Below are 18,080 nucleotides of genomic sequence, written 5' to 3' on the forward strand. Positions count from 1 at the left end.
CGGCGACGTGCACCCTCGCAGGCGCGTCACCACCGAGCCGTCGCGGGGTGCCTAAGCCCGTCCGGCGAACTCCCTCGCCAGGTACGGAGCGGTCCGGCTCTCCGGAGAGCCGGCCACCTCCCTCGGCGGCCCCGCCGCCACCACGCGGCCGCCCGCGTCACCACCCCCCGGGCCCAGGTCGATCACCCAGTCGGCGCCCGCGACCACGGACATGTCGTGCTCCACCACGACCACCGTGTTGCCCGCGTCGACCAGGCCGTGCAGCTGGCGCATCAGCACCTCCACGTCGGCCGGGTGCAGGCCCGTCGTCGGCTCGTCCAGGACGTACAGGGTGGGCCCGCGCCGCGTGGTGGCCCGCTGCAACTCGCTGGCCAGCTTGATGCGTTGGGCCTCGCCGCCGGACAGCTCCGTCGCGGGCTGCCCGAGCGTGAGGTAGCCGAGGCCGACGTCCAGCAGGGCGCGCAGGCTGCGGGCGGCGGCGGGGGAGTCCGCGAAGAAGTCGGCCGCCCGCTCCACCGTCAGGTCCAGCACCTGGGCGATGTTCAGGCCCTGGTGGGTGACCTGGAGGGTCTCGGGGTTGTAGCGCGCGCCGTGACAGTCCGGGCACGGCGTGTACGTACTGGGCAGGAAGAGCAGTTCCACCGAGACGAAGCCCTCGCCCTGACAGGTCTCGCACCGTCCGCCGGACACGTTGAAGGAGAACCTGCCCGCCCGGTAGCCGCGCGCCCTGGCTTCCGGTGTCTGGGTGAACAGCTTGCGCACCACGTCGAAGAGGCCGGTGTACGTCGCCAGATTGGAGCGCGGCGTGCGGCCGATCGGCTTCTGATCCATCGTCACCAGCCGCTGTACGCCGGGGAGTTCCTCGGTGATCGAGGCGGCGAGGGTGGACTTGCCGGATCCGGACACGCCGGTGACGGCGGTCAGCGTGGCGAGCGGGAGTTCGGCCTCCACGTCGTGGAGGTTGTGCCGGGTGACCGGGCCCAGCTTCAGCCACCCGGACGGCTCGCGCACCTCCCGTACCGGCAGGGGCTCGTGCGCGAACAGATAGGGGCGCGTCGCGGAATCCGGTACGTCGGCGAGCCCTGCGGGCGGGCCGCTGTGCAGCACCCGGCCGCCGTGCACTCCCGCCGCCGGGCCCACGTCCACCAGCCAGTCCGCGCGCCGCACCACGTCGAGGTGGTGCTCGACGACGAAGACGGAGTTGCCCGCGGCCTTGAGCCGGTCGAGGACCACGAGGAGGGCCTCCGCGTCGGCGGGGTGCAGACCGGCGGACGGTTCGTCCAGGACGTACACGACGCCGAAGAGACCGGACCGCAACTGCGTTGCCAGGCGCAGCCGTTGGAGTTCGCCGCCGGACAGGGTGGGGGTGGTGCGGTCCAGGCCGAGGTAGCCCAGACCGAGTTCCGTGACGACGGCGATGCGGGCGCGCAGGTCGTCGGTCAGGACGCGGGCCGTCTCGGTGCCGGGAGGCGTGTGCAGGACGCGGTCCAGTTCGGACAGGGGGAGCGCGGCGAGTTCGGAGATCGTGCGGCCCGCGAAGGTGACGGCGAGCGACTCCGGGCGCAGGCGGCGGCCGTCGCAGGCGGGGCACGGGTCGCTGGTCAGGAAGCGTTCGGCCTTGGCGCGCAGGGACTGGCTCTTGGTGTCGGCGAAGGTGTGCAGGACGTAGCGTTGGGCGCTCATGTACGTGCCCTGGTACGGGCGTTGGATGCGGCCCGCGTCGCGCACCGGGTGCACGGTGACGACGGGCTGCTCGTCCGTGAACAGAATCCAGTCGCGCTCCTGCTGCGGCAGGTCGCGCCACGGCTTGTCGACGTCGTACCCGAGGGTGTCGAGGACGTCGCGCAGGTTCTTGCCCTGCCAGGCGCCCGGCCAGGCGGCGATCGCACCCTCGCGGACGGAGAGGGCGGGGTCGGGGACCAGGAGGGCTTCGGTGGTGCGGTGGACCAGGCCCAGACCGTGGCACTCGGGGCAGGCGCCCGCGGCGGTGTTCGGCGAGAAGGCGTCGGAGTCGAGGCGCTCGGCGCCCTCGGGATAGTCGCCCGCGCGGGAGAAGAGCATGCGCAGCGAGTTCGAGAGGGTGGTGACCGTGCCGACGGAGGAACGCGAGGAGGGGGCCGAACGGCGCTGCTCCAGGGAGACGGCCGGGGGCAGCCCGGTGATCTCGCCGACCTCGGGTGCGCCGACCTGGTGGATGAGGCGGCGGGCGTAGGGGGCCACGGACTCGAAGTAGCGGCGCTGGGACTCCGCGTAGAGGGTGCCGAAGGCGAGGGAGGACTTGCCGGAGCCGGAGACGCCGGTGAAGACGACGAGGGCGTCGCGGGGGATGTCGACGTCGACGTCACGGAGGTTGTGCTCGCGGGCACCGCGCACGTGGATGTACGAGTCGTGCATGGGGGCTCCGGGGGCGAGGGGCAGGGGATATGGGGCAAACGCCCCAATCCTAGGCCCCGCTCGTTGCCTGGGCCCCTTCGGGGGTACGGGCCCGGGCGCGCCCGGGGCGGCCGGGCCGGGGCCGTGGCCCGAGTCGTCCGCCCCTGCCCGAGGCGGCCCTCACGCGCCCGTCGGGGCGAAGAGTTCGGCCAGGTGGCGGTACGAGGCCAGCAGGCCCGCCCGGTCGTGGGTGCTCGTCGTGACCAGGACCTCGTCCGCCCCGGTCGCGCCGATGACCTCCGCCAAGGCCGCTGCCACCTGCGACGGGGTGCCGTACAGCTGGCCCTCCAGGCCCTTCTCGTAGAAGTCGCGCTCCTTGGGCGGCATCGCGCCGGACCGGGCGAGCTCCTCGATCCGCTCGGCCGGCGGCAGCGGCGGGAAGGTGCCCTGCGTGCGGGAGTGAGCCATCGACCACGCCTCGGGGATCAGGAGGCGGCGGGCTTCCGCCTCCGTGTCCGCCACCGCGACCGTTCCGGCGATGGTCACGTAGGGGCGCGAGGACCAGATCGACGGGCGGAATTCCGCGCGGTAGCGGTCCACCGCGGCCATGAGTTGTGACCGGCCGCGCAGGTCGCCGATGACGACCGGCAGCCCCGCCGCCGCGGCGATCGACGCCCCCTCGCCGACGGCCAGCACGAAGGGCGGCACCCGCAGGCCCTCCGCGGGGTACGCGTGGACCGGGCCGTCGCCGGTGAACCAGCCCAGGAGCGCGTCGAGTTGGGACGCGAAGCCCTCCGCGTCCTCCTTGTCGCGGCCCAGCGCCCTGCGTACACCGTCCGTGAAGCCCACCGACCGGCCCAGGCCCATGTCGATCCGCCCCGGGAACAGGGACTCCAGAACGCCGAACTGCTCGGCCACCACCAGGGGTTGGTGGTTGGGGAGCATCACGCCGCCCGTCCCCACCCGGAGCGTGGAGGTCGCCGCCGCGACCGCCGCGGCCAGCACCGTCGGCGCGGAACCGGCCACCCCCGGCACGCTGTGGTGTTCGGACACCCAGAAGCGGTGGTATCCGAGAGGCTCCAGCTGCTGGGCGAGACGCACCGTATCGCGCAGCGCCTGGGGGCCGTCGTGGCCCTCGCGCACGCGGGAGCGGTCCAGTACGGAGAAGCGGGTCCGGGAGATCACTGTGCTCACACCAGGGTCAACGCGCGAACGCCCGGAAGATTCCCGAACGGGTGCGCGCGCCACTGCCTAGGCTGGAGACATGACTGACAACAGCCGACTCCCGCTGGCCGTCTTCGACCTCGACGGCACCCTCGCCGACAGCGCCCACCGGCAGCGCTTCCTGGAGCGCAAGCCCCGTGACTGGGACGCCTTCTTCGCTGCCGCCCCCGCCGACCCGCCGCTCGCCGAAGGGGTCGCCCTCGCGCTGCGCAGCGCCGAGGACAGCGAGGTCGTCTACCTGACCGGCCGCCCCGAGAGGTGCCGAGCCGACACCGTCGCCTGGCTGGCCGCCCAGGGGCTGCCCGAGGGGCGGCTCTGGATGCGCCCCGACCACGACCGCCGCCCGGCCCGCCAGACCAAGCTGGAGATGCTGAAGCGGCTGGCGCGGACCCGTGACGTGCGGATGCTCGTCGACGACGACCTCCTGGTGTGCGACGCGGCGGAGCAGGCGGGATTTCCTGTCGTACGCGCCCGCTGGGCGGATTCCTCGCCCGCGATGAAGGACGCCCAGGGGCCTCAGGGGCGAACCTGAGGTGATGGGAGTGTGGGGAACATGCGGTGTGCTCGCGGTGGGGCGTGGTGCCCGCTGTGCAAGAAGTGCCCGGTAAACCCTTGACCCGCCGATTGGTCCATGCCAATTTCTTGAAGCGTGAACCTTGTGCCACAGCGAGTGACATCCGCCTCCCTTGCCACTGTCCTGTCCGCGACCCTCCTCACCGGTTGCGGAGCGTTCGGCCTGTCGTCCGGCGACGACGCGACCCGCACCGTCACGGTCTGGCTGATGGAGAACAGTGCTTCTCCGGACTTCCTCAAGAGGTTCACCGCCGACTTCGAGGCGAAGAACGCGGGCATCAAGCTGGACATCCAGATCCAGCCCTGGGTGGGCATCGGCCCGAAGATCACCAAGGCGCTGAAGGGCAGCAACCCGCCGGACGTCATCGAGGTCGGCAACACCCAGGTCGCCCAGTACGCCGTCGGCGGCGGCCTGGAGGACCTCACCCTGGAGGCGATGCGCGACCTCGGCTCCGACGACTGGCTCCCCGGCCTCGCCGAGCCCGGCAGCATCGACGCGGCCCAGTACGGCATCCCCTGGTACGCGGCCAACCGCGTGGTCGTCTACAACAAGGACCTGTTCGCGAAGGCGGGCATCAAGCAGCCGCCCGCCGACCGCCGGCAGTGGATACGCGACACCCGCAAGCTGAACACCGCCGGAAACCAGGGCATCTACCTCGCGGGCCAGGACTGGTACACGCTCTCCGGATTCATCTGGGACGAGGGCGGGGAACTCGCCGTCGAGAGCGGTGGGCAGTGGTCCGGCACCCTCGACAGCAAGGCCGCGCTCGCCGGAATGGACTTCTACAAGGAACTCCAGGCCCTCGGGCAGGGCCCCAAGGACGCCGACGAGGAGCACCCGCCGCAGCGCGAGGTGTTCGGACGGGGGAACGTCGGACAGATCGTCGCCACCCCCGGCACCGCCAAGCTCATCGAGGACAAGAACCCCGCACTGCGCGGCAAAATCGGCTTCTTCCCCGTCCCGGGGAAGTCCGCGAAGCGGCCCGGCACGGTGTTCACCGGCGGCTCCGAACTGGTGGTCCCCCGCGCGACCGACCAGCGACGGTCGGCCGTGAAGGTGGTTTCGGCGCTGGCGGGCGACAAGTGGCAGGTCGAGCTCGCGCGCGCCATGAACTACGTGCCCAACAAGGCCAAACTGTCCGCGGCCGTCGGCGGAGAGGAGGGCTTGCTGACCATGGCCAAGGGCGCCAAGTACGGTCGTGCCACCCCGTCGTCGCCCAAGTGGGGCGACGTCGAGGCGAAGAACCCGATCAAGCCGTACATGACGCAGGTGCTGACCGGCGCCGACCCGAAGACCGCCGCGAAGGCGGCCTCGCTGAGCATCACGACCACGCTCCAGAAGGTCGGCGAGTAGCTGCGGGAGGGGGCACGGGGCGCGTCGGCCCGTGCCCCCGCCGGACCTCCTGGTGGAGTGCCCGTGCCCCTGCCGGACCTCCTGGTGGAGTGCGGACGCGTCGGACACGGACTAGTCGGGGACGGACAACGACAGCGCGAAGCGGCCCCCGCGGTCCGTCCACCAGTGCCGCAACTCCACTCCCGCCGAGGCGAGTTCCTCCCGTACGCCGTCCCTGCGGAACTTCGCGGACACCTCCGTCCGCAGTTCCTCGCCCTCCTCGAAGGCGACCGCGAGACCCAGCTCCCGGATCTTCACCGTGAGCGCGGACCGGGCCCGCAGCCGCATCTCGACCCATTCGTGCTCGGCGTCCCAGCGCGCCACGTGCGCGAAGTCGTCCGGGTCGAAGTCGGCGTCCAGCTCCCGGTTGAGGACGGACAGGACGTTCTTGTTGAACGCGGCGGTCACCCCCGCCGCGTCGTCGTACGCGGACACCAGGGTGGACTCGTCCTTCACCAGGTCCGTGCCCAGCAGCAGCGCGTCCCCCGGCCGCATCAACGCCCGCAGCGACTTCAGGAACACGGCCCGCTCGTCCGGGAGCAGATTGCCGAGGGTGCCGCCGAGAAACGCCAGCAACCGGGGCCCGGGCGTCCCCGGCAGCGTCAGCCCGCGCGTGAAGTCGGCTATCAGCGCGTGTACGGAGAGTTCCGGGCGCTCGGCGAGCAGCGCGTCGGCGGCCGAGGTGAGCGCGCTCTCGCTGACGTCGACCGGCAGATAGGTGTGCAGGCCGGGCAGGGCGTCCAGGAGGATGCGGGTCTTCTCCGAGGAGCCCGAACCCAGTTCGACGAGGGTACGGGCCCCGGTGACCTGCGCGATCTCGCGGGCGCGTTCGCGCAGGATCTCCCGTTCGGCGCGGGTGGGGTAGTACTCGGGCAGGACGGTGATCTGCTCGAAGAGTTCGCTGCCGCGCGCGTCGTAGAACCATTTGGGCGGCAGCGACTTCGGGGCGCGCCCGAGGCCCTGGAGGACGTCGGTGCGCAGGTCGGCGGCGGTGGCGTGCACGGGCAGGGTGCGGGTGACGGAGTACGGGCTCACGCGGTGGGCTCCTTGAGCGGGGTCAGCAGGACGTCCGTGCGGGTGGCGGCGAGCAGCGTGCGGTCGGGGACCTCGACCCAGTGCGGGTCGTCGTCGTACGGCTCGGAGGCGACGACGGTGGACCGGCCGGGCTCGGCCAGGTACCAGAGGGTGTCGCCCCAGGTGGTCGCGGTGACGGTGGTGCCGTCGGTGAGCAGGAGGTTCAGCCGGGACCCGGGCGCGGCGGCGGCCACCTGAAGGACCGTGTCGGCGAGCGCCTGCCCCGGCTCGGTGCCCGAGCGCAGCCGGTGCAGGACGAGTGCCCACACCAGGGCCGAGTCGCTGCGGGCCTCCAGGGTGAGCAGCGCCTCGGCGGGCAGCCCGGCGGCGGGGCCGCCGAGCGAGGCGGGCCAGCCGCGCACCGCCCCGTTGTGGCTGAACAGCCATCGCCCGGCCGCGAACGGCGCGGCGGCGGCCTCCCCGTCGGCCCCCGGCTCGGTGGCGTCCCGCACGGCGGCGAGCACCGCCCCGGACCGTACGACCCGGGCCAGATCGGGGAAGTTGGCGTCGGCCCACATCGGGCCCGTGCGCCGGTAGCGGGCGGGCACCGGGTCGCCCTCGGCGTACCAGCCGACGCCGAAGCCGTCGGCGTTGACCGTGCCGTGCTTCTGGTGGAGCGGAGCCCACGCCTGCCGGTACAGCCCCAGCTTCGGGGTCACGATCAGCGCGTCCAGCGGCACGTCGCCCCCCAGGTAGGCAAGGTGACGGCACATCAGAGCTCACCCTCTCCGGCGTCCCGCGCGGTGCGGAACCCGGCGAAGATCTGCCGTCGCACCGGCAGGTCCCAGTTGCGGAACGTCCCCCGGCACGCCACCTCGTCCACCGCGAAGGAACCCCCGCGCAGCACCTTGTGGCCGGGCCCGAAGAAGACTTCCGAGTACTCCCGGTACGGGAACGCGGCGAACCCCGGATAGGGCAGGAAGTCGCTCGACGTCCACTCCCACACGTCACCGATCAACTGCCGTATCCCGAGCGGGGATGCACCGCCCGGATACGCCCCCGCCGGAGCCGGGCGCAGATGCCGCTGACCCAGGTTGGCGCGCTCCGGAGTCGGGTCCGCGTCACCCCACGGGTAGCGCAGCGACCGCCCCGACGCCGGGTCGTGCCGGGCGGCCTTCTCCCACTCGGCCTCCGTCGGCAGCCGCCGACCCGCCCAGCGCGCGTACGCGTCTGCCTCGTACCAGCTCACATGCAGGACCGGTTCCTCCCGGGGGACGGGCTCCACCACCCCGAAGTGCCGCCGCAGCCACTGCCCGCCCTCCCGGTGCCAGAACAGCGGTGCCTCCAGCCCGTGTTCGCGCACCAGGGCCCAGCCGTCGGGAGCCCACCAGCGGGCGTCGGCGTACCCGCCGTCCGCCATGAAATCCTGGTAGGCCCCGCAGGTCACCGGTGTCGAGTCCAGGAAGAACGACGGCACGAAGGTGGCGTGCGCGGGCCGCTCGTTGTCCAGCGCCCACGGCTCCACGGAGGTCCCCATCGTGAACGGGCCGCCGGGAACCAGGACGTCATCCGGCAGCGCGGCCGCGCGCTCGGGCGCGGGCGGCGGGGGAGCGGTCAGGGCGGCGGGACCACGCCGCAACTGATGGGTGATCAGCATCGTCTCGTCGTGCTGCTGCTCGTGCTGGGCGACCATCCCGAACGCAAAACCCGCGTCCACCAGCGGAGCCCCCCGCAGCGGGCTGCGCTCCAGTACGTCCAGGGCGCGTCCGCGCACCTCGGCCGCGTACGCGCGGGCCTCGGCCGGGGCGAGCAGCGGCAGCGTCGGCCGGGCGGCGCGCGGGTGCTCGAAGGCGTCGTACACCGAGTCGATCTCCGGACGCAGCGCCTCGCGCCCGCCGACGGTGCGCAGCAGCCACTGTTCCTCCTGGTTGCCGATGTGCGCCAGGTCCCACACCAGCGGTGACATCAACGGCGAGTGCTGGGCGGTCAGTTCGCCGTCGTCGACACAGGACGTGAGCAGTTCGGTGCGGTGGCGCGCACCGGCCAGCGCCGCAAGGGCGCGGCTGCGGAGCCCCTCGGAGTCCACGTCCAGGGGCTGAGCGGTCTCGGTCATCGAAGAGGGTCCTCACCGGAGTCGGGGAAGGAGGGGAGCACCGGTCCGCCGGTCGGGTCGAGCCCGGCGTCCAGCAGGTCGTCCGCGGGGCAGCGGCCCCGCTCCACATAGCGCCGGACGTACGTGTCCACCGCGTCCCGCACCGCCTGCGGCGCGCCGAGCCGGGGCAGGGCGTCCTGTGCGGCGGCGAAGCAGGTGACGGCGGCGGCGTGCAGCTCGGGGTCCGCGAGCCCGTCGCGGGCGGCACTCTCCCAGAGCGGATTGCGCGGTGCCGGGCCCGAACCGGCCCTGTGAGCGAGGGAACTGACGGCGTGCCAGGCCGTCTCCGTGGCCTGTGGGTCGTCGAAGAGGGCGGCTGTCACGGCGAGCGGGACCGCCCAGCCGTCCGCGCCGGGCTGCGCGTCGATCATCCGCAGCTCCAGATGCCCCTGCGGGCGCACCGGCGGGAACAGGGTCGTCAGGTGGTACTCCAGGTCGGCGCGGTCGGGGGCGCGCGGGGCCCGGCTGCGGGTCCACTCCCGGAAGGTCAGCCCCTCGGGGACCTCCCAGGGCTTGCCCTCCTCGGCCCGTACGCACAACACCGGCGCGTCCAGCGCGCGCTCCGCCCAGGCCGTGCGCGGTTCGGCACCGGCCGGCGGGGCGAGGGTGCGGCCCGCCTCGATGTCGCCCCACAGCGCCTGCCGGTGCGACCGCCACCCCGTACGACTCCCCTGCGCGTAGGGCGAGTTGGCGAAGGAGGCGGCGAGGACCGCGCCCAGCAGATGGGCCAGCGTCCACCGCCTGGCCAGGCCCTGCGGCCCCGGGCCCTCGTGCCCGGCGTCCACACACACCTGGATCGACGCCGAGGAGCACATCATGGTGCGGCCCGCCGGACCCGCCCGGTCGAGGGCGGTCTCCATGGCGTCGTACCGGGGCTCCCGCAGGAAGCGGCGCGGCGGCTGCCACGGGTCCTGGCCGAATCCGGCGAGCGCCAGACCGAGGTCCCCCAACGCGCCGCGCACGGCGGCCAGATCGGCGGACACCGAGTCCAGGAGCTGGGTGAGGGAAGCGGCGGGCAGTGAGCTGAGCTCCAACTGGCCACCGGGTTCGACGGTGAGCCCCGACCGCAACGGCAGCTTCCGGGCGGCCTCGTGGGCGGCGGCGAGACGGTCCCGGGCGACGGGCAACTGCGGTGCGCCGGCGTCGTGGACGAGCCATTCGAGTTCCACACCGAGCATGCGGGGCGGGCCCGTCTTGAAACAGATGCAGCGCAGCAGGTCCGCCGCCTCCGTCTCGGTGATGGGTGGCCCCTCGCCGGTCAACTGAGCTGTGGGCATGGACAGTTCCTCCTCCGTACCACGTGACGTCCCCTCCGGTTCACTCGACGGCCTCCGCCCGGCACGGCCCCCAGGGCCGGGACACAGCAGACCACCCAACCCACTGACCGGGCCCCGCACAAGAGGCACCTTTTGGCCGTTGCGGGCCACGTTCCAAGCCGTGCTCCGGGCCGTGCCCCGGGCCGTGCTCCTGGCCGTGCACGCCGCGGTGCCTCCCCACCTCCGCCTCCCCTCCTGCCGGTAAATCCCGTTGCGGTGCCGCTCGTCCGGCCCGCACGATCACCCGGTGAGTGCACGCATGCGCCAAGTGGCGCGAGAAACCGAGAGCATCTGTGCCGCCGGGCAGTACATCTGCCCCCGAGGGCGGAACGTATCCATCGCCGCCGAACTGGCCGAGGCCGTCGCCACCACCCGCATGTACGGACCCGAACCCGTGCCCGCCCGCCCCGGCACCGACCGCGCCACCGCCTTCGAGGTGACCGCGGAGAGCAGCACCGAGGCCGCCCGCCGCCTCACCGGCGAGGCCGCCGACCCGGTCGCCGTGCTCTGCTTCGCCTCCGCCCGCAACCCCGGCGGCGGCTACCTCAACGGGGCGCAGGCCCAGGAGGAGGCGCTCTGCCGGGCCTCCGCCCTCTACACCTGCCTGCTGCGCGCCCCGGAGTTCTACGCCCACCACCGCGCGGAACGCGACGTGTTCTACACCGACCGCGTTATCCACGCCCCGGGCGTCCCCGTCTTCCGCGACGATCGCGGCGCGCTGCTGTCCGACCCGTACCGCATCGGCTTCCTGACCTCGCCCGCCCCCAATACCGGGGTGATCCGCCGCAACGACCCCGTACAGGTGCACCGCGTCCCGCAGGTGCTCGCCCGGCGGGCGGAAAGGGTGCTGGAAGTCGCGGTCGCCCAGAGATACCGGCGGATCGTGCTCGGGGCGTGGGGCTGCGGCGTCTTCCAGAACGACCCCGCCACCGTCGCGGGCATCTTCCGCGAACTCCTCACGGGGGACGGCCGGTTCGCCGCCCACTTCGAGCGGGTGACCCTCGCCGTGCTCGACCGCACGGGCAAGGGCCCCACGCTCACGGCCTTCCGGGCCGCCTTCTCCGGCGCCCTGGCGGCCTGAGGCTCCGTCACACCGCTCTGTAGAGCCCCGGCTCAGCCGCGCCAGCCGTACCGCTCGCCCAGCCGCCCCGCCACGCGGTCGAACGTGCCGCGGTCCAGGGCGCACGCCTCGCGCCGCATGCCCTGCTCGTGCACCCGCAGCACCCGGTCCAGGTCCACCCAGGACTCGCGCCCCGCACCGTCCCACGGGCCCGAACCGATCGGCAGCCACTCCCGGTCGTGGTCGTGCCGCTTGCTGGAGAGCCGCACCGCGAGCAGCGTGCCCGCCTCCTCGCGGGCCACCACCAGCACCGGACGGTCCTTGCCCCGCCCGTCGTTCTCCTCGTACGGCACGAACGTCCAGACGATCTCGCCCGGATCGGGGTCGCCGTCGTGCTCGGGCGCGTACTCCATGCGCACCGGCCCGATGTCGTACGGCTCCACCTCCACCGTCGCGGTCGGTCCGCAACTGCCGGGAAGGTCGGTGCGCCGCTCCGGGTCGCTCTGTGTGCTCTGGTCGTCCAGTGAAGTCGTCACGCGAGCAGCGTAGGGGGTCACGGGCGCGGGACGCCGGATGCGGCCGACCGGCCCAGCGCACGGCGCGTGCCGGGCGCGGCGGCCACAGGCTCGGGCCATGAACCCGACGCTGCCCGCCCTGTTCGCCGCCCTCGGACTCCTGGTCGCCGTGCCGCCCGCCCCCGAGAGCGCCCTCGAAAGAGCCTCCGAAGCGGCAACCGAGGCCGCCCCGCCCCGCACCGTCTCCGCGTGGCTGCCGTACTGGGACCAGGAGACGGGCTACCGCGACGCCCTCGCGCATGCCGAACAGCTGCACACCGTCAGCCCCTTCTGGTACCAGGCCAAGGCGGCCGACCGCGTCGAGGCGCACGACAACGCCGAGGACACCCGCATCGTCGACGGACTGCACAAGGCCGGGATCAAGGTCGTGCCGACCGTCATGGAGACCCTCCCCGCCGGAGCCCTCGCCGCGATCCTCACCGACCCGAAACGCCGCGCCAACCACCTGCGCACCCTCCTTGTAGTCGCCGAACGCGGCGACTACGACGGGCTCGAACTCGACTACGAGACCATCGCGCCGACCCCCGAACCCGCCTACCGGAAGGTCCGCGCCGGATACGCGGCCCTCGTCACCGACCTCTGCGCCGCCCTGCACACGAAGGGGAAGACGTGCGCCGTCGCGGTCACCCCGCAGACCGACGGCAGCGGCCGCATCTGGGACTACCCGGCACTGGGCCGGGCCGCCGACCGGGTCCGCATCATGGCGTACAACCTCCACTGGGAGGGCGGGGAACCCGGCCCGCTGGCCACCCCGCAGTGGTACGACCGCACCCTCGCGCACGCCACCGCCGTCATCCCCCGCGCCAAGATCGAGATGGCGCTGCCCGCGTACGGCTGGGACTGGACGCCCGGCGGCCCGACCCGGCACGTGACCTGGAAGGAGGCCGAGGCGCTGCGCAAGCGGACCGGCGCGCCCTACCGCCTCGACGCGGCCGCCGGGTCGCCCCACTTCACGTACGAGGAGAACGGGCGCGAGCGCACCGTCTGGTACCAGGACGCGCGCGGAGTCGCCGCCCACCTGCCGGTGCTGCGCAAGCACGGCGTCACGCAGACGGGGCTGTGGGCGCTGGGGTTCGAGGACCCGGCGGTGTGGAAGGTGCTTGCGGCGGGGTGACACGCGGGGGACGGAGCCCACACGGAAGCGGCCGGCCCCCTCCGCAGGGGACCGGCCGCTCGGCCGTCTCGACCATGAGCCGGACCGTGGACTAGACCACGACCCGTGCTCCGGCGCGGACCATGGACTAGATCCAGCCATCCAGCGAGGCCATGAAGCCGTCGAAGTCGTCACGCTGAATCGTGTGACCCGCACCCGTCACGGTGCGCACCTCGAAGCCGCGCTCGCGCAGCAGCGCGGCCCGCTCCTCGTTGATGATCAAGCTCGGGTCGGCGAGCTGCACCAGCGACGGCACGACCGGCTTCGCGGGCAGCAGGTCGCGGCCCGCGAGGTCGGCCAGGCCGAGCGCGGTCCTCTCGTCCCAGAGCGCCAGCGTCGCCAGCTCCACGTCCACGTCCTCGTCGGCCCAGCGCGGGTTCATCCCCGCGATGACCTCCCGGGGGGCGGACTTGAACTGGACGAAGACCTCCGGGCCGAAGCCCTCGGGAAGCTCCATGTGCCACGCCGGGTCGGAGTACACGGCGCGCCGCGGGCGCAGCCGGTCCACGGCGAGGGAGAGCGTGAGACCGCCCAGCGAGTGGCCGATGGCCAGCTCCGCGCCCTCGGGAAGCGTCTCGACGAGGTCGTCGGCGAAGTCCTCGGGGGTGTAGGAGTCGGCGCGGTCGCTCAGGCCGTGGCCGCGCAGGTCCACCGCGACGACGCGGTAGCCCTTGTCGGCGAGCGCCGGGCCCACGGTGCGCCAGGCGCGGTGGTCGGCCATGATGCCGTGGATCAGGAGAGCGACGCGGTCGCCCTCGCCCCAGGTGTGGGTGTTCAGCTGCACGTGCGTGCCTTTCCAGGGTGGGGGGCCTTGTGGGCCGTTGTACGCCTCCGGGGCGGGCCGGTGTGCACCGGCCCGCCCCGGAGAGGATTCAGCGGACGCTGCGGATCGGGTAGACCGCGAGGGCGCCGAGCAGGGAGAGGACGGCGGCGACCACGAAGAGCGCCGTGTATCCACCCGAGAGCTCCACCACCATTCCGGCGACGAACGGGGCGGCGATCTGCGGACCGGCGTTGGCGACGTTGAGGATGCCCATGTCACGGGCGGCGTCCTCGGACTTCGGCAGCACCATCGTCACCAGAGCGGTGTCCACGGCCATGTAGCAGCCGAAGCCCAGGCCGTTGACCACGCCGAAGAGCAGCATCGCGGTCCAGCTGCTGGAGAGCGCCGGGAAGACCATGGCGAGGGCGGCGAGCAGGGCGGAGATGGCGACGAACAGCTTGCGGCGGTTGTACTTGTCGGACAGCCAGCCGCCGAGGACGGTGGACACCACGGAGGCGGCCGAGTTGACCGTCGTGAGGATGAACGCCGCGGTGGGGGCCTCCATGCCCGAGGGCAGCTTTGTGTGGTCCGTGAGGATGTACATCTGGAGGCCGAGGACGGCGAAGTAGCCGAGGATGAGCAGTGCTCGTCCGATGAAGGCCCAGCGGAAGTCGTGGTTGGCGAGCGCGCTGGCGAAGGTCTTGACCTGCTCCTTGAACGGCACCGGGGGCTTGCCCGGACGGCGCTCCTCCTTGGCGCAGGTCGTGAAGATCACGGCAGCGACGGCGACGATCACACCGAAGATCAGGTAGCCGGTGCGGTAGCTGTCGGAGACGGCAGCACCGATCAGCGCGCCGATCGTCGAGCCGATCGGCATGCCGAGGCCGACGGCCGCCGACGCCTTGCCCCGCGAGGCCACCGGGATGCGGTCGGGGACCACCGAAGTGAGCGCCGCCTGGTAGAAGTTCATCGCCGCCTGGCCCAGGCACCAGAAGATCGTGACCAGCAGGACGGTGTTCACACCGCCGAGCAGCCCCATCACCACGAGGGCGCCGATGCCGCCGCCCAGAATCCACGGGTTGCGGCGTCCGGAGCGGTCGGACAGCGCACCCGCGATCGGGTTGAAGACGGTCGCGAAGATCGCGGAGACACCCATGATGAGGGAGAAGTTGCTGACCTTGTTCGCCGGGTCGATGTCTGCGACCTGGAGCGTCAGCAGGAAGCCGGGAACGCCGATGTAGAGGGCGTACATGGCCGTGTTGCCGAGAAGCAGCAGCGGCAGCAGCCCACGAGTGGGGCGGGGCGCCTGAGCGGAGTCGGTAGCGGCTGCAACGCCGGTGCCGGGGGAGGAAAGGGCCACGCTGCCCTCCAGTGTCAAGAGAACGGTGAATGGGATGAGGGGTGGGCTCCGGAAACGACGGACACGCCTTCCGCGAAGGGGGAGTGCGTGTGGGGTGTCGCGCCGGGAGCTCCGAAAGCTAAGGTGACACGTGTCAGTGACCCGTGTAAACGCTTTGTAGCACCGAAATCCGGCCAACCGCTAGACCTTGTGACGCACCAGTCTGGAAAGATGCCGAACGCGATGAGCCAGACACCGAAGAAGTCAGCCGAACTACCCGTCCCCACCAGCACCGATGTCGCACGCCTGGCGGGCGTTTCGCGCGCCACCGTGTCCTACGTGCTGAACAACACCTCGGCCGTGCGGATCAGCGAACCGACCCGCCGCCGGGTCCGCGAAGCCGCCGAGGAACTCGGCTACGTCCCGCATGCTGCCGCCCGCAGCCTGCGCGCGGGCCACACCCGCATGGTCCTGCTGCCGACCGCACACATCCCCGTCGGTCCGCTGTACGGACAGTTCTTCAACGAGTTGCACTGGGCGCTGCGCAACCTCGACTACACGGTGGTGCAGTACGGCAGCCTCGGCCTCAGCGGCGACGAGGCCGCCCGCGCCTGGGCCGAACTGCGTCCGGTCGCGGTGGTCTCGCTCGGGGAGATCACCCTGACCGCCCGCGGTGTCTCCCTCCTCAAGAGGTCGGGCGCCAAGGCCGTCATCACCATGGGCCCGCAGCGCGTCGAGGGCGCGCACTCCCTGGTGATGGACCAGCGCGAGGTCGGCATCGCCGCCGCCCGGCACCTGCTGGAACGCGGTCACCGCCGGATCGGGGCGATCCTCCCGGAGGAGCCGGGCCTGGAGCTCTTCTCCAAGCCCCGCCTCGCGGGACTGCGCAAAGCCGTCACCGGCACCGGTGCTCGCGTCGAACCGCTCGGCATGCGCTACGACGAGGAGTCCGCGGCGGCGCTCGCGGCCCGCTGGCGCGACCTCGACCTGGACGCGGTCTTCGCGTACAACGACGAGTACGCCCAGCTCCTCATGCGCGCCCTCCAGGACGCGGGTGTCGACGTGCCCGGCGAGACCGCCGTGATGGGCGCCGACGACCTGCTGATGGGCAAGCTGCTGCGGCCCAGCCTCAGCACCGTGCACATGGAACTGCCGCCCGGCCAGTTCCTCGCCGACCTGGTCGACCGGCTGGTGGCCCACCCCACGGACCAGGTCGAGAACCACGACCTGATGGGGGCGCACGCGGTGCCCCGGGAATCCAGCTGACCCCGGGTGGCGCGTCCCGTCGTTGACAGCCGACGGGACGCGCCACAGACTCGGGCACCGGTGATCAAGGACGATCACAGGCGGTCGCGCACCGGTGTCCCGCTCCGGTCCGAACGCCCTTGACCCGGAGGAGAGTTCCGATGCCCACGAGCATCCGTGACGTGTACGTCGTCGACGCCGTCCGCACACCGATCGGCAAGTTCGGGGGCGCGCTCGCGGGCGTCCGCCCCGACGACCTCGCCGCCCATGTCGTACGGTCCCTGGTCGCCCGCACCCCGGACCTCGACCCGGCGCGCATCGACGACGTCTACTTCGGCGACGCCAACGGCGCGGGCGAGGACAACCGCGACGTGGCCCGCATGGCCGTGCTGCTCGCCGGACTGCCCGTCACCGTCCCCGGCGTCACCGTCAACCGGCTCTGCGGCTCCGGCCTGGAGGCCGTCATCCAGGCGGCCCGCGCCATCGCGCTCGGCGACGCCTCGGTGGCGATCGCGGGCGGCGTCGAGTCGATGTCCCGCGCCCCCTGGGTCCTCCAGAAGCCCGAACGGGCCTTCCCCGCCGGCCACCAGCAGCTGCACTCCACGACGCTGGGCTGGCGGATGACCAATCCCGCGATGCCCGCCGAGTGGACCGTCTCGCTGGGCGAGGGCGCCGAGCTCGTCGCTGACAAGCACAAAATCGGCCGCGCGGAGCAGGACGCCTTCGCGCTGGCCAGCCACCAGAAGGCGGCGGCCGCCTGGGCCGAGGGGCTCTACGACGGCGAGGTCGTCCCGTACGCCGGCGTGGACCTGGTCCGCGACGAGTGCATCCGGGAGTCCTCCACCCCCGAGGCCCTGGCGAAGCTGAAGCCCGTCTTCCGCCCCGACGGCACCGTCACCGCCGGGAACTCCTCGCCCCTCAACGACGGCGCGGCCGCCCTGCTCCTGGTCGACGAGGAGGGCCTGCGGGCCACCGGCCGCGAACCCCTGGCCCGCATCCGGGCCTCCGCCGTCACCGGCATCGAGCCGCACCTCTTCGGGCTCGGCCCCGTCGAGGCGGTGGGCCGGGCGCTGGCCAAGGCGGACCGTACCCTCGACGACCTCACCGTCTTCGAGCTGAACGAGGCCTTCGCCGCCCAGTCGCTGGGCTGCCTCGCCGAGTGGCCTGGCCTGGACCCCGCCGTCGTCAACCCGCGCGGCGGCGCGCTCGCCATCGGCCACCCGCTGGGCGCCTCAGGGGCGCGGCTCGCGGGCGCGGTGGCCCACCAGCTCGCGGCGGCCGGATCGGGCACGGGCCTGGCCGCGCTGTGCATCGGGGTCGGGCAGGGGCTGGCGCTGGTGCTGGAGCGCTGAGCGTTCGTCCGTATACGACCGTGGGCGCCACCTCGCACAGAGGTGGCGCCCACGGGTCGTACCGCGCGGAGACGGACGCGTCAGCCCGCTTCCTTGGTCTCGCCGGAGGCCGCCTGGGCCTGCGCCTGCTCGATCGACTTGCGGACCTCGTCCATGTCCAGGTTGCGGGCCTGGCCGATGACGTCCTCCAGAGCCGCCTCGGGGAGCGCGCCCGGCTGGGCGAACACCGCGACGTTGTCCCGGACGATCATCAGGGTCGGGATCGACTGGATCTCGAAGGCCGCCGCCAGCTCCTGCTGCGCCTCGGTGTCGACCTTGGCGAAGACGAGGTCCTCGTGACGGTCCGAAGCGCTCTCGTACACCGGGGCGAACTGACGGCACGGGCCGCACCACGAGGCCCAGAAGTCGATCAGAACGAAGTCGTTGTCGGTGACGACCGAGTCGAAATTTTCCTTCGTGAGTTCGACAGTGGCCATGTTGTGCTCCTCTTCCGTCATTCAGGGCTTCGCCGTCCCCGCTCAACGGTGCACGGCGACGCCCTATTCCGC

At 72.5% G+C, this 18,080-nt stretch carries 16 protein-coding genes; 6 read left to right on the plus strand and 10 right to left on the minus strand.

Features of this window, described 5'->3' with window-relative positions:
- Positions 1–51 precede the first annotated feature (51 nt).
- Positions 52–2,394, minus strand: a complete 2,343-nt coding sequence (locus ACIO3O_RS24515) for an ATP-binding cassette domain-containing protein (protein WP_401749231.1) — start codon at positions 2,392–2,394, stop codon at positions 52–54.
- 159 nt (positions 2,395–2,553) lie between these two features.
- Positions 2,554–3,567, minus strand: coding sequence for an LLM class flavin-dependent oxidoreductase (locus ACIO3O_RS24520; protein WP_401749233.1), 1,014 nt, complete (start codon positions 3,565–3,567; stop codon positions 2,554–2,556).
- A gap of 70 nt (positions 3,568–3,637) precedes the next feature.
- Here ACIO3O_RS24520 and ACIO3O_RS24525 point away from each other — a divergent pair, with 70 nt between their 5' ends.
- Together ACIO3O_RS24525 and ACIO3O_RS24530 are read left to right on the plus strand one after the other, a co-directional pair.
- Complete coding sequence (locus ACIO3O_RS24525) at positions 3,638–4,129, plus strand: HAD family acid phosphatase (RefSeq protein WP_401749235.1); 492 nt, start codon at positions 3,638–3,640, stop codon at positions 4,127–4,129.
- 126 nt (positions 4,130–4,255) lie between these two features.
- A complete protein-coding gene (locus tag ACIO3O_RS24530) occupies positions 4,256–5,524 on the plus strand; it encodes an extracellular solute-binding protein (RefSeq protein ID WP_401749237.1) in 1,269 nt (422 codons plus the stop codon).
- Between the two features lie 111 nt (positions 5,525–5,635).
- On the opposite strand, the gene egtD is transcribed toward ACIO3O_RS24530, so the two are convergent.
- Genes egtD through egtA form a run of 4 tightly spaced genes read right to left on the minus strand, consistent with a single transcriptional unit; the run spans position 5,636 to position 10,006 of the window.
- A complete protein-coding gene (gene egtD / locus ACIO3O_RS24535; protein ID WP_401749239.1) occupies positions 5,636–6,598 on the minus strand; it encodes an L-histidine N(alpha)-methyltransferase in 963 nt (320 codons plus the stop codon).
- Positions 6,595–7,350, minus strand: a complete 756-nt coding sequence (egtC, locus tag ACIO3O_RS24540; RefSeq protein ID WP_401749240.1) for an ergothioneine biosynthesis protein EgtC — start codon at positions 7,348–7,350, stop codon at positions 6,595–6,597. The genes egtD and egtC overlap by 4 nt, the downstream gene beginning before the upstream one ends.
- Positions 7,350–8,690, minus strand: a complete 1,341-nt coding sequence (gene egtB / locus ACIO3O_RS24545; protein ID WP_401749242.1) for an ergothioneine biosynthesis protein EgtB — start codon at positions 8,688–8,690, stop codon at positions 7,350–7,352. The genes egtC and egtB overlap by 1 nt, the downstream gene beginning before the upstream one ends.
- Positions 8,687–10,006 (minus strand): ergothioneine biosynthesis glutamate--cysteine ligase EgtA, encoded by a 1,320-nt coding sequence (gene egtA, locus ACIO3O_RS24550; protein ID WP_401749244.1) that lies wholly within the window; start codon positions 10,004–10,006, stop codon positions 8,687–8,689. The genes egtB and egtA overlap by 4 nt, the downstream gene beginning before the upstream one ends.
- 286 nt (positions 10,007–10,292) lie before the next feature.
- On the opposite strand from egtA, the gene ACIO3O_RS24555 reads away from it, so the two are divergent.
- On the plus strand, positions 10,293–11,126 hold the full coding sequence (locus ACIO3O_RS24555) for a TIGR02452 family protein (RefSeq protein ID WP_401749246.1): 834 nt from the start codon (positions 10,293–10,295) through the stop codon (positions 11,124–11,126).
- A 32-nt stretch (positions 11,127–11,158) separates the two neighbouring features.
- Here ACIO3O_RS24555 and ACIO3O_RS24560 read toward each other — a convergent pair whose 3' ends face one another.
- Positions 11,159–11,641 (minus strand): type II toxin-antitoxin system PemK/MazF family toxin, encoded by a 483-nt coding sequence (locus ACIO3O_RS24560; protein ID WP_401749247.1) that lies wholly within the window; start codon positions 11,639–11,641, stop codon positions 11,159–11,161.
- Positions 11,642–11,738: 97 nt separating this feature from the next.
- Between ACIO3O_RS24560 and ACIO3O_RS24565 the strand changes: the two genes are divergently transcribed.
- The gene (locus tag ACIO3O_RS24565) at positions 11,739–12,794 is read left to right on the plus strand and encodes a glycosyl hydrolase family 18 protein (protein WP_401749249.1); all 1,056 of its coding nucleotides are present in this window, start codon (positions 11,739–11,741) and stop codon (positions 12,792–12,794) included.
- 127 nt (positions 12,795–12,921) lie between these two features.
- On the opposite strand, the gene ACIO3O_RS24570 is transcribed toward ACIO3O_RS24565, so the two are convergent.
- Both ACIO3O_RS24570 and ACIO3O_RS24575 read right to left on the minus strand, forming a co-directional pair.
- Entirely contained in the window at positions 12,922–13,617 is a 696-nt protein-coding gene (locus ACIO3O_RS24570; protein WP_401749251.1) for an alpha/beta fold hydrolase, read from the minus strand.
- Between the two features lie 88 nt (positions 13,618–13,705).
- Complete coding sequence (locus ACIO3O_RS24575) at positions 13,706–14,956, minus strand: MFS transporter (RefSeq protein ID WP_401749253.1); 1,251 nt, start codon at positions 14,954–14,956, stop codon at positions 13,706–13,708.
- Between the two features lie 222 nt (positions 14,957–15,178).
- Here ACIO3O_RS24575 and ACIO3O_RS24580 point away from each other — a divergent pair, with 222 nt between their 5' ends.
- Entirely contained in the window at positions 15,179–16,201 is a 1,023-nt protein-coding gene (locus tag ACIO3O_RS24580; protein WP_401749255.1) for a LacI family DNA-binding transcriptional regulator, read from the plus strand.
- 140 nt (positions 16,202–16,341) lie between these two features.
- Positions 16,342–17,532: a thiolase family protein gene (locus ACIO3O_RS24585; RefSeq protein ID WP_401749256.1), complete on the plus strand. Its 1,191-nt coding sequence runs from the start codon at positions 16,342–16,344 to the stop codon at positions 17,530–17,532.
- 80 nt (positions 17,533–17,612) lie between these two features.
- On the opposite strand, the gene trxA is transcribed toward ACIO3O_RS24585, so the two are convergent.
- Positions 17,613–18,008 (minus strand): thioredoxin, encoded by a 396-nt coding sequence (trxA, locus tag ACIO3O_RS24590; protein WP_401749258.1) that lies wholly within the window; start codon positions 18,006–18,008, stop codon positions 17,613–17,615.
- Between the last annotated feature and the right edge of the window lie 72 nt (positions 18,009–18,080).

It is taken from the genome of Streptomyces sp. NPDC087440 (genome assembly GCF_044744005.1).
Classification (GTDB): domain Bacteria; phylum Actinomycetota; class Actinomycetes; order Streptomycetales; family Streptomycetaceae; genus Streptomyces.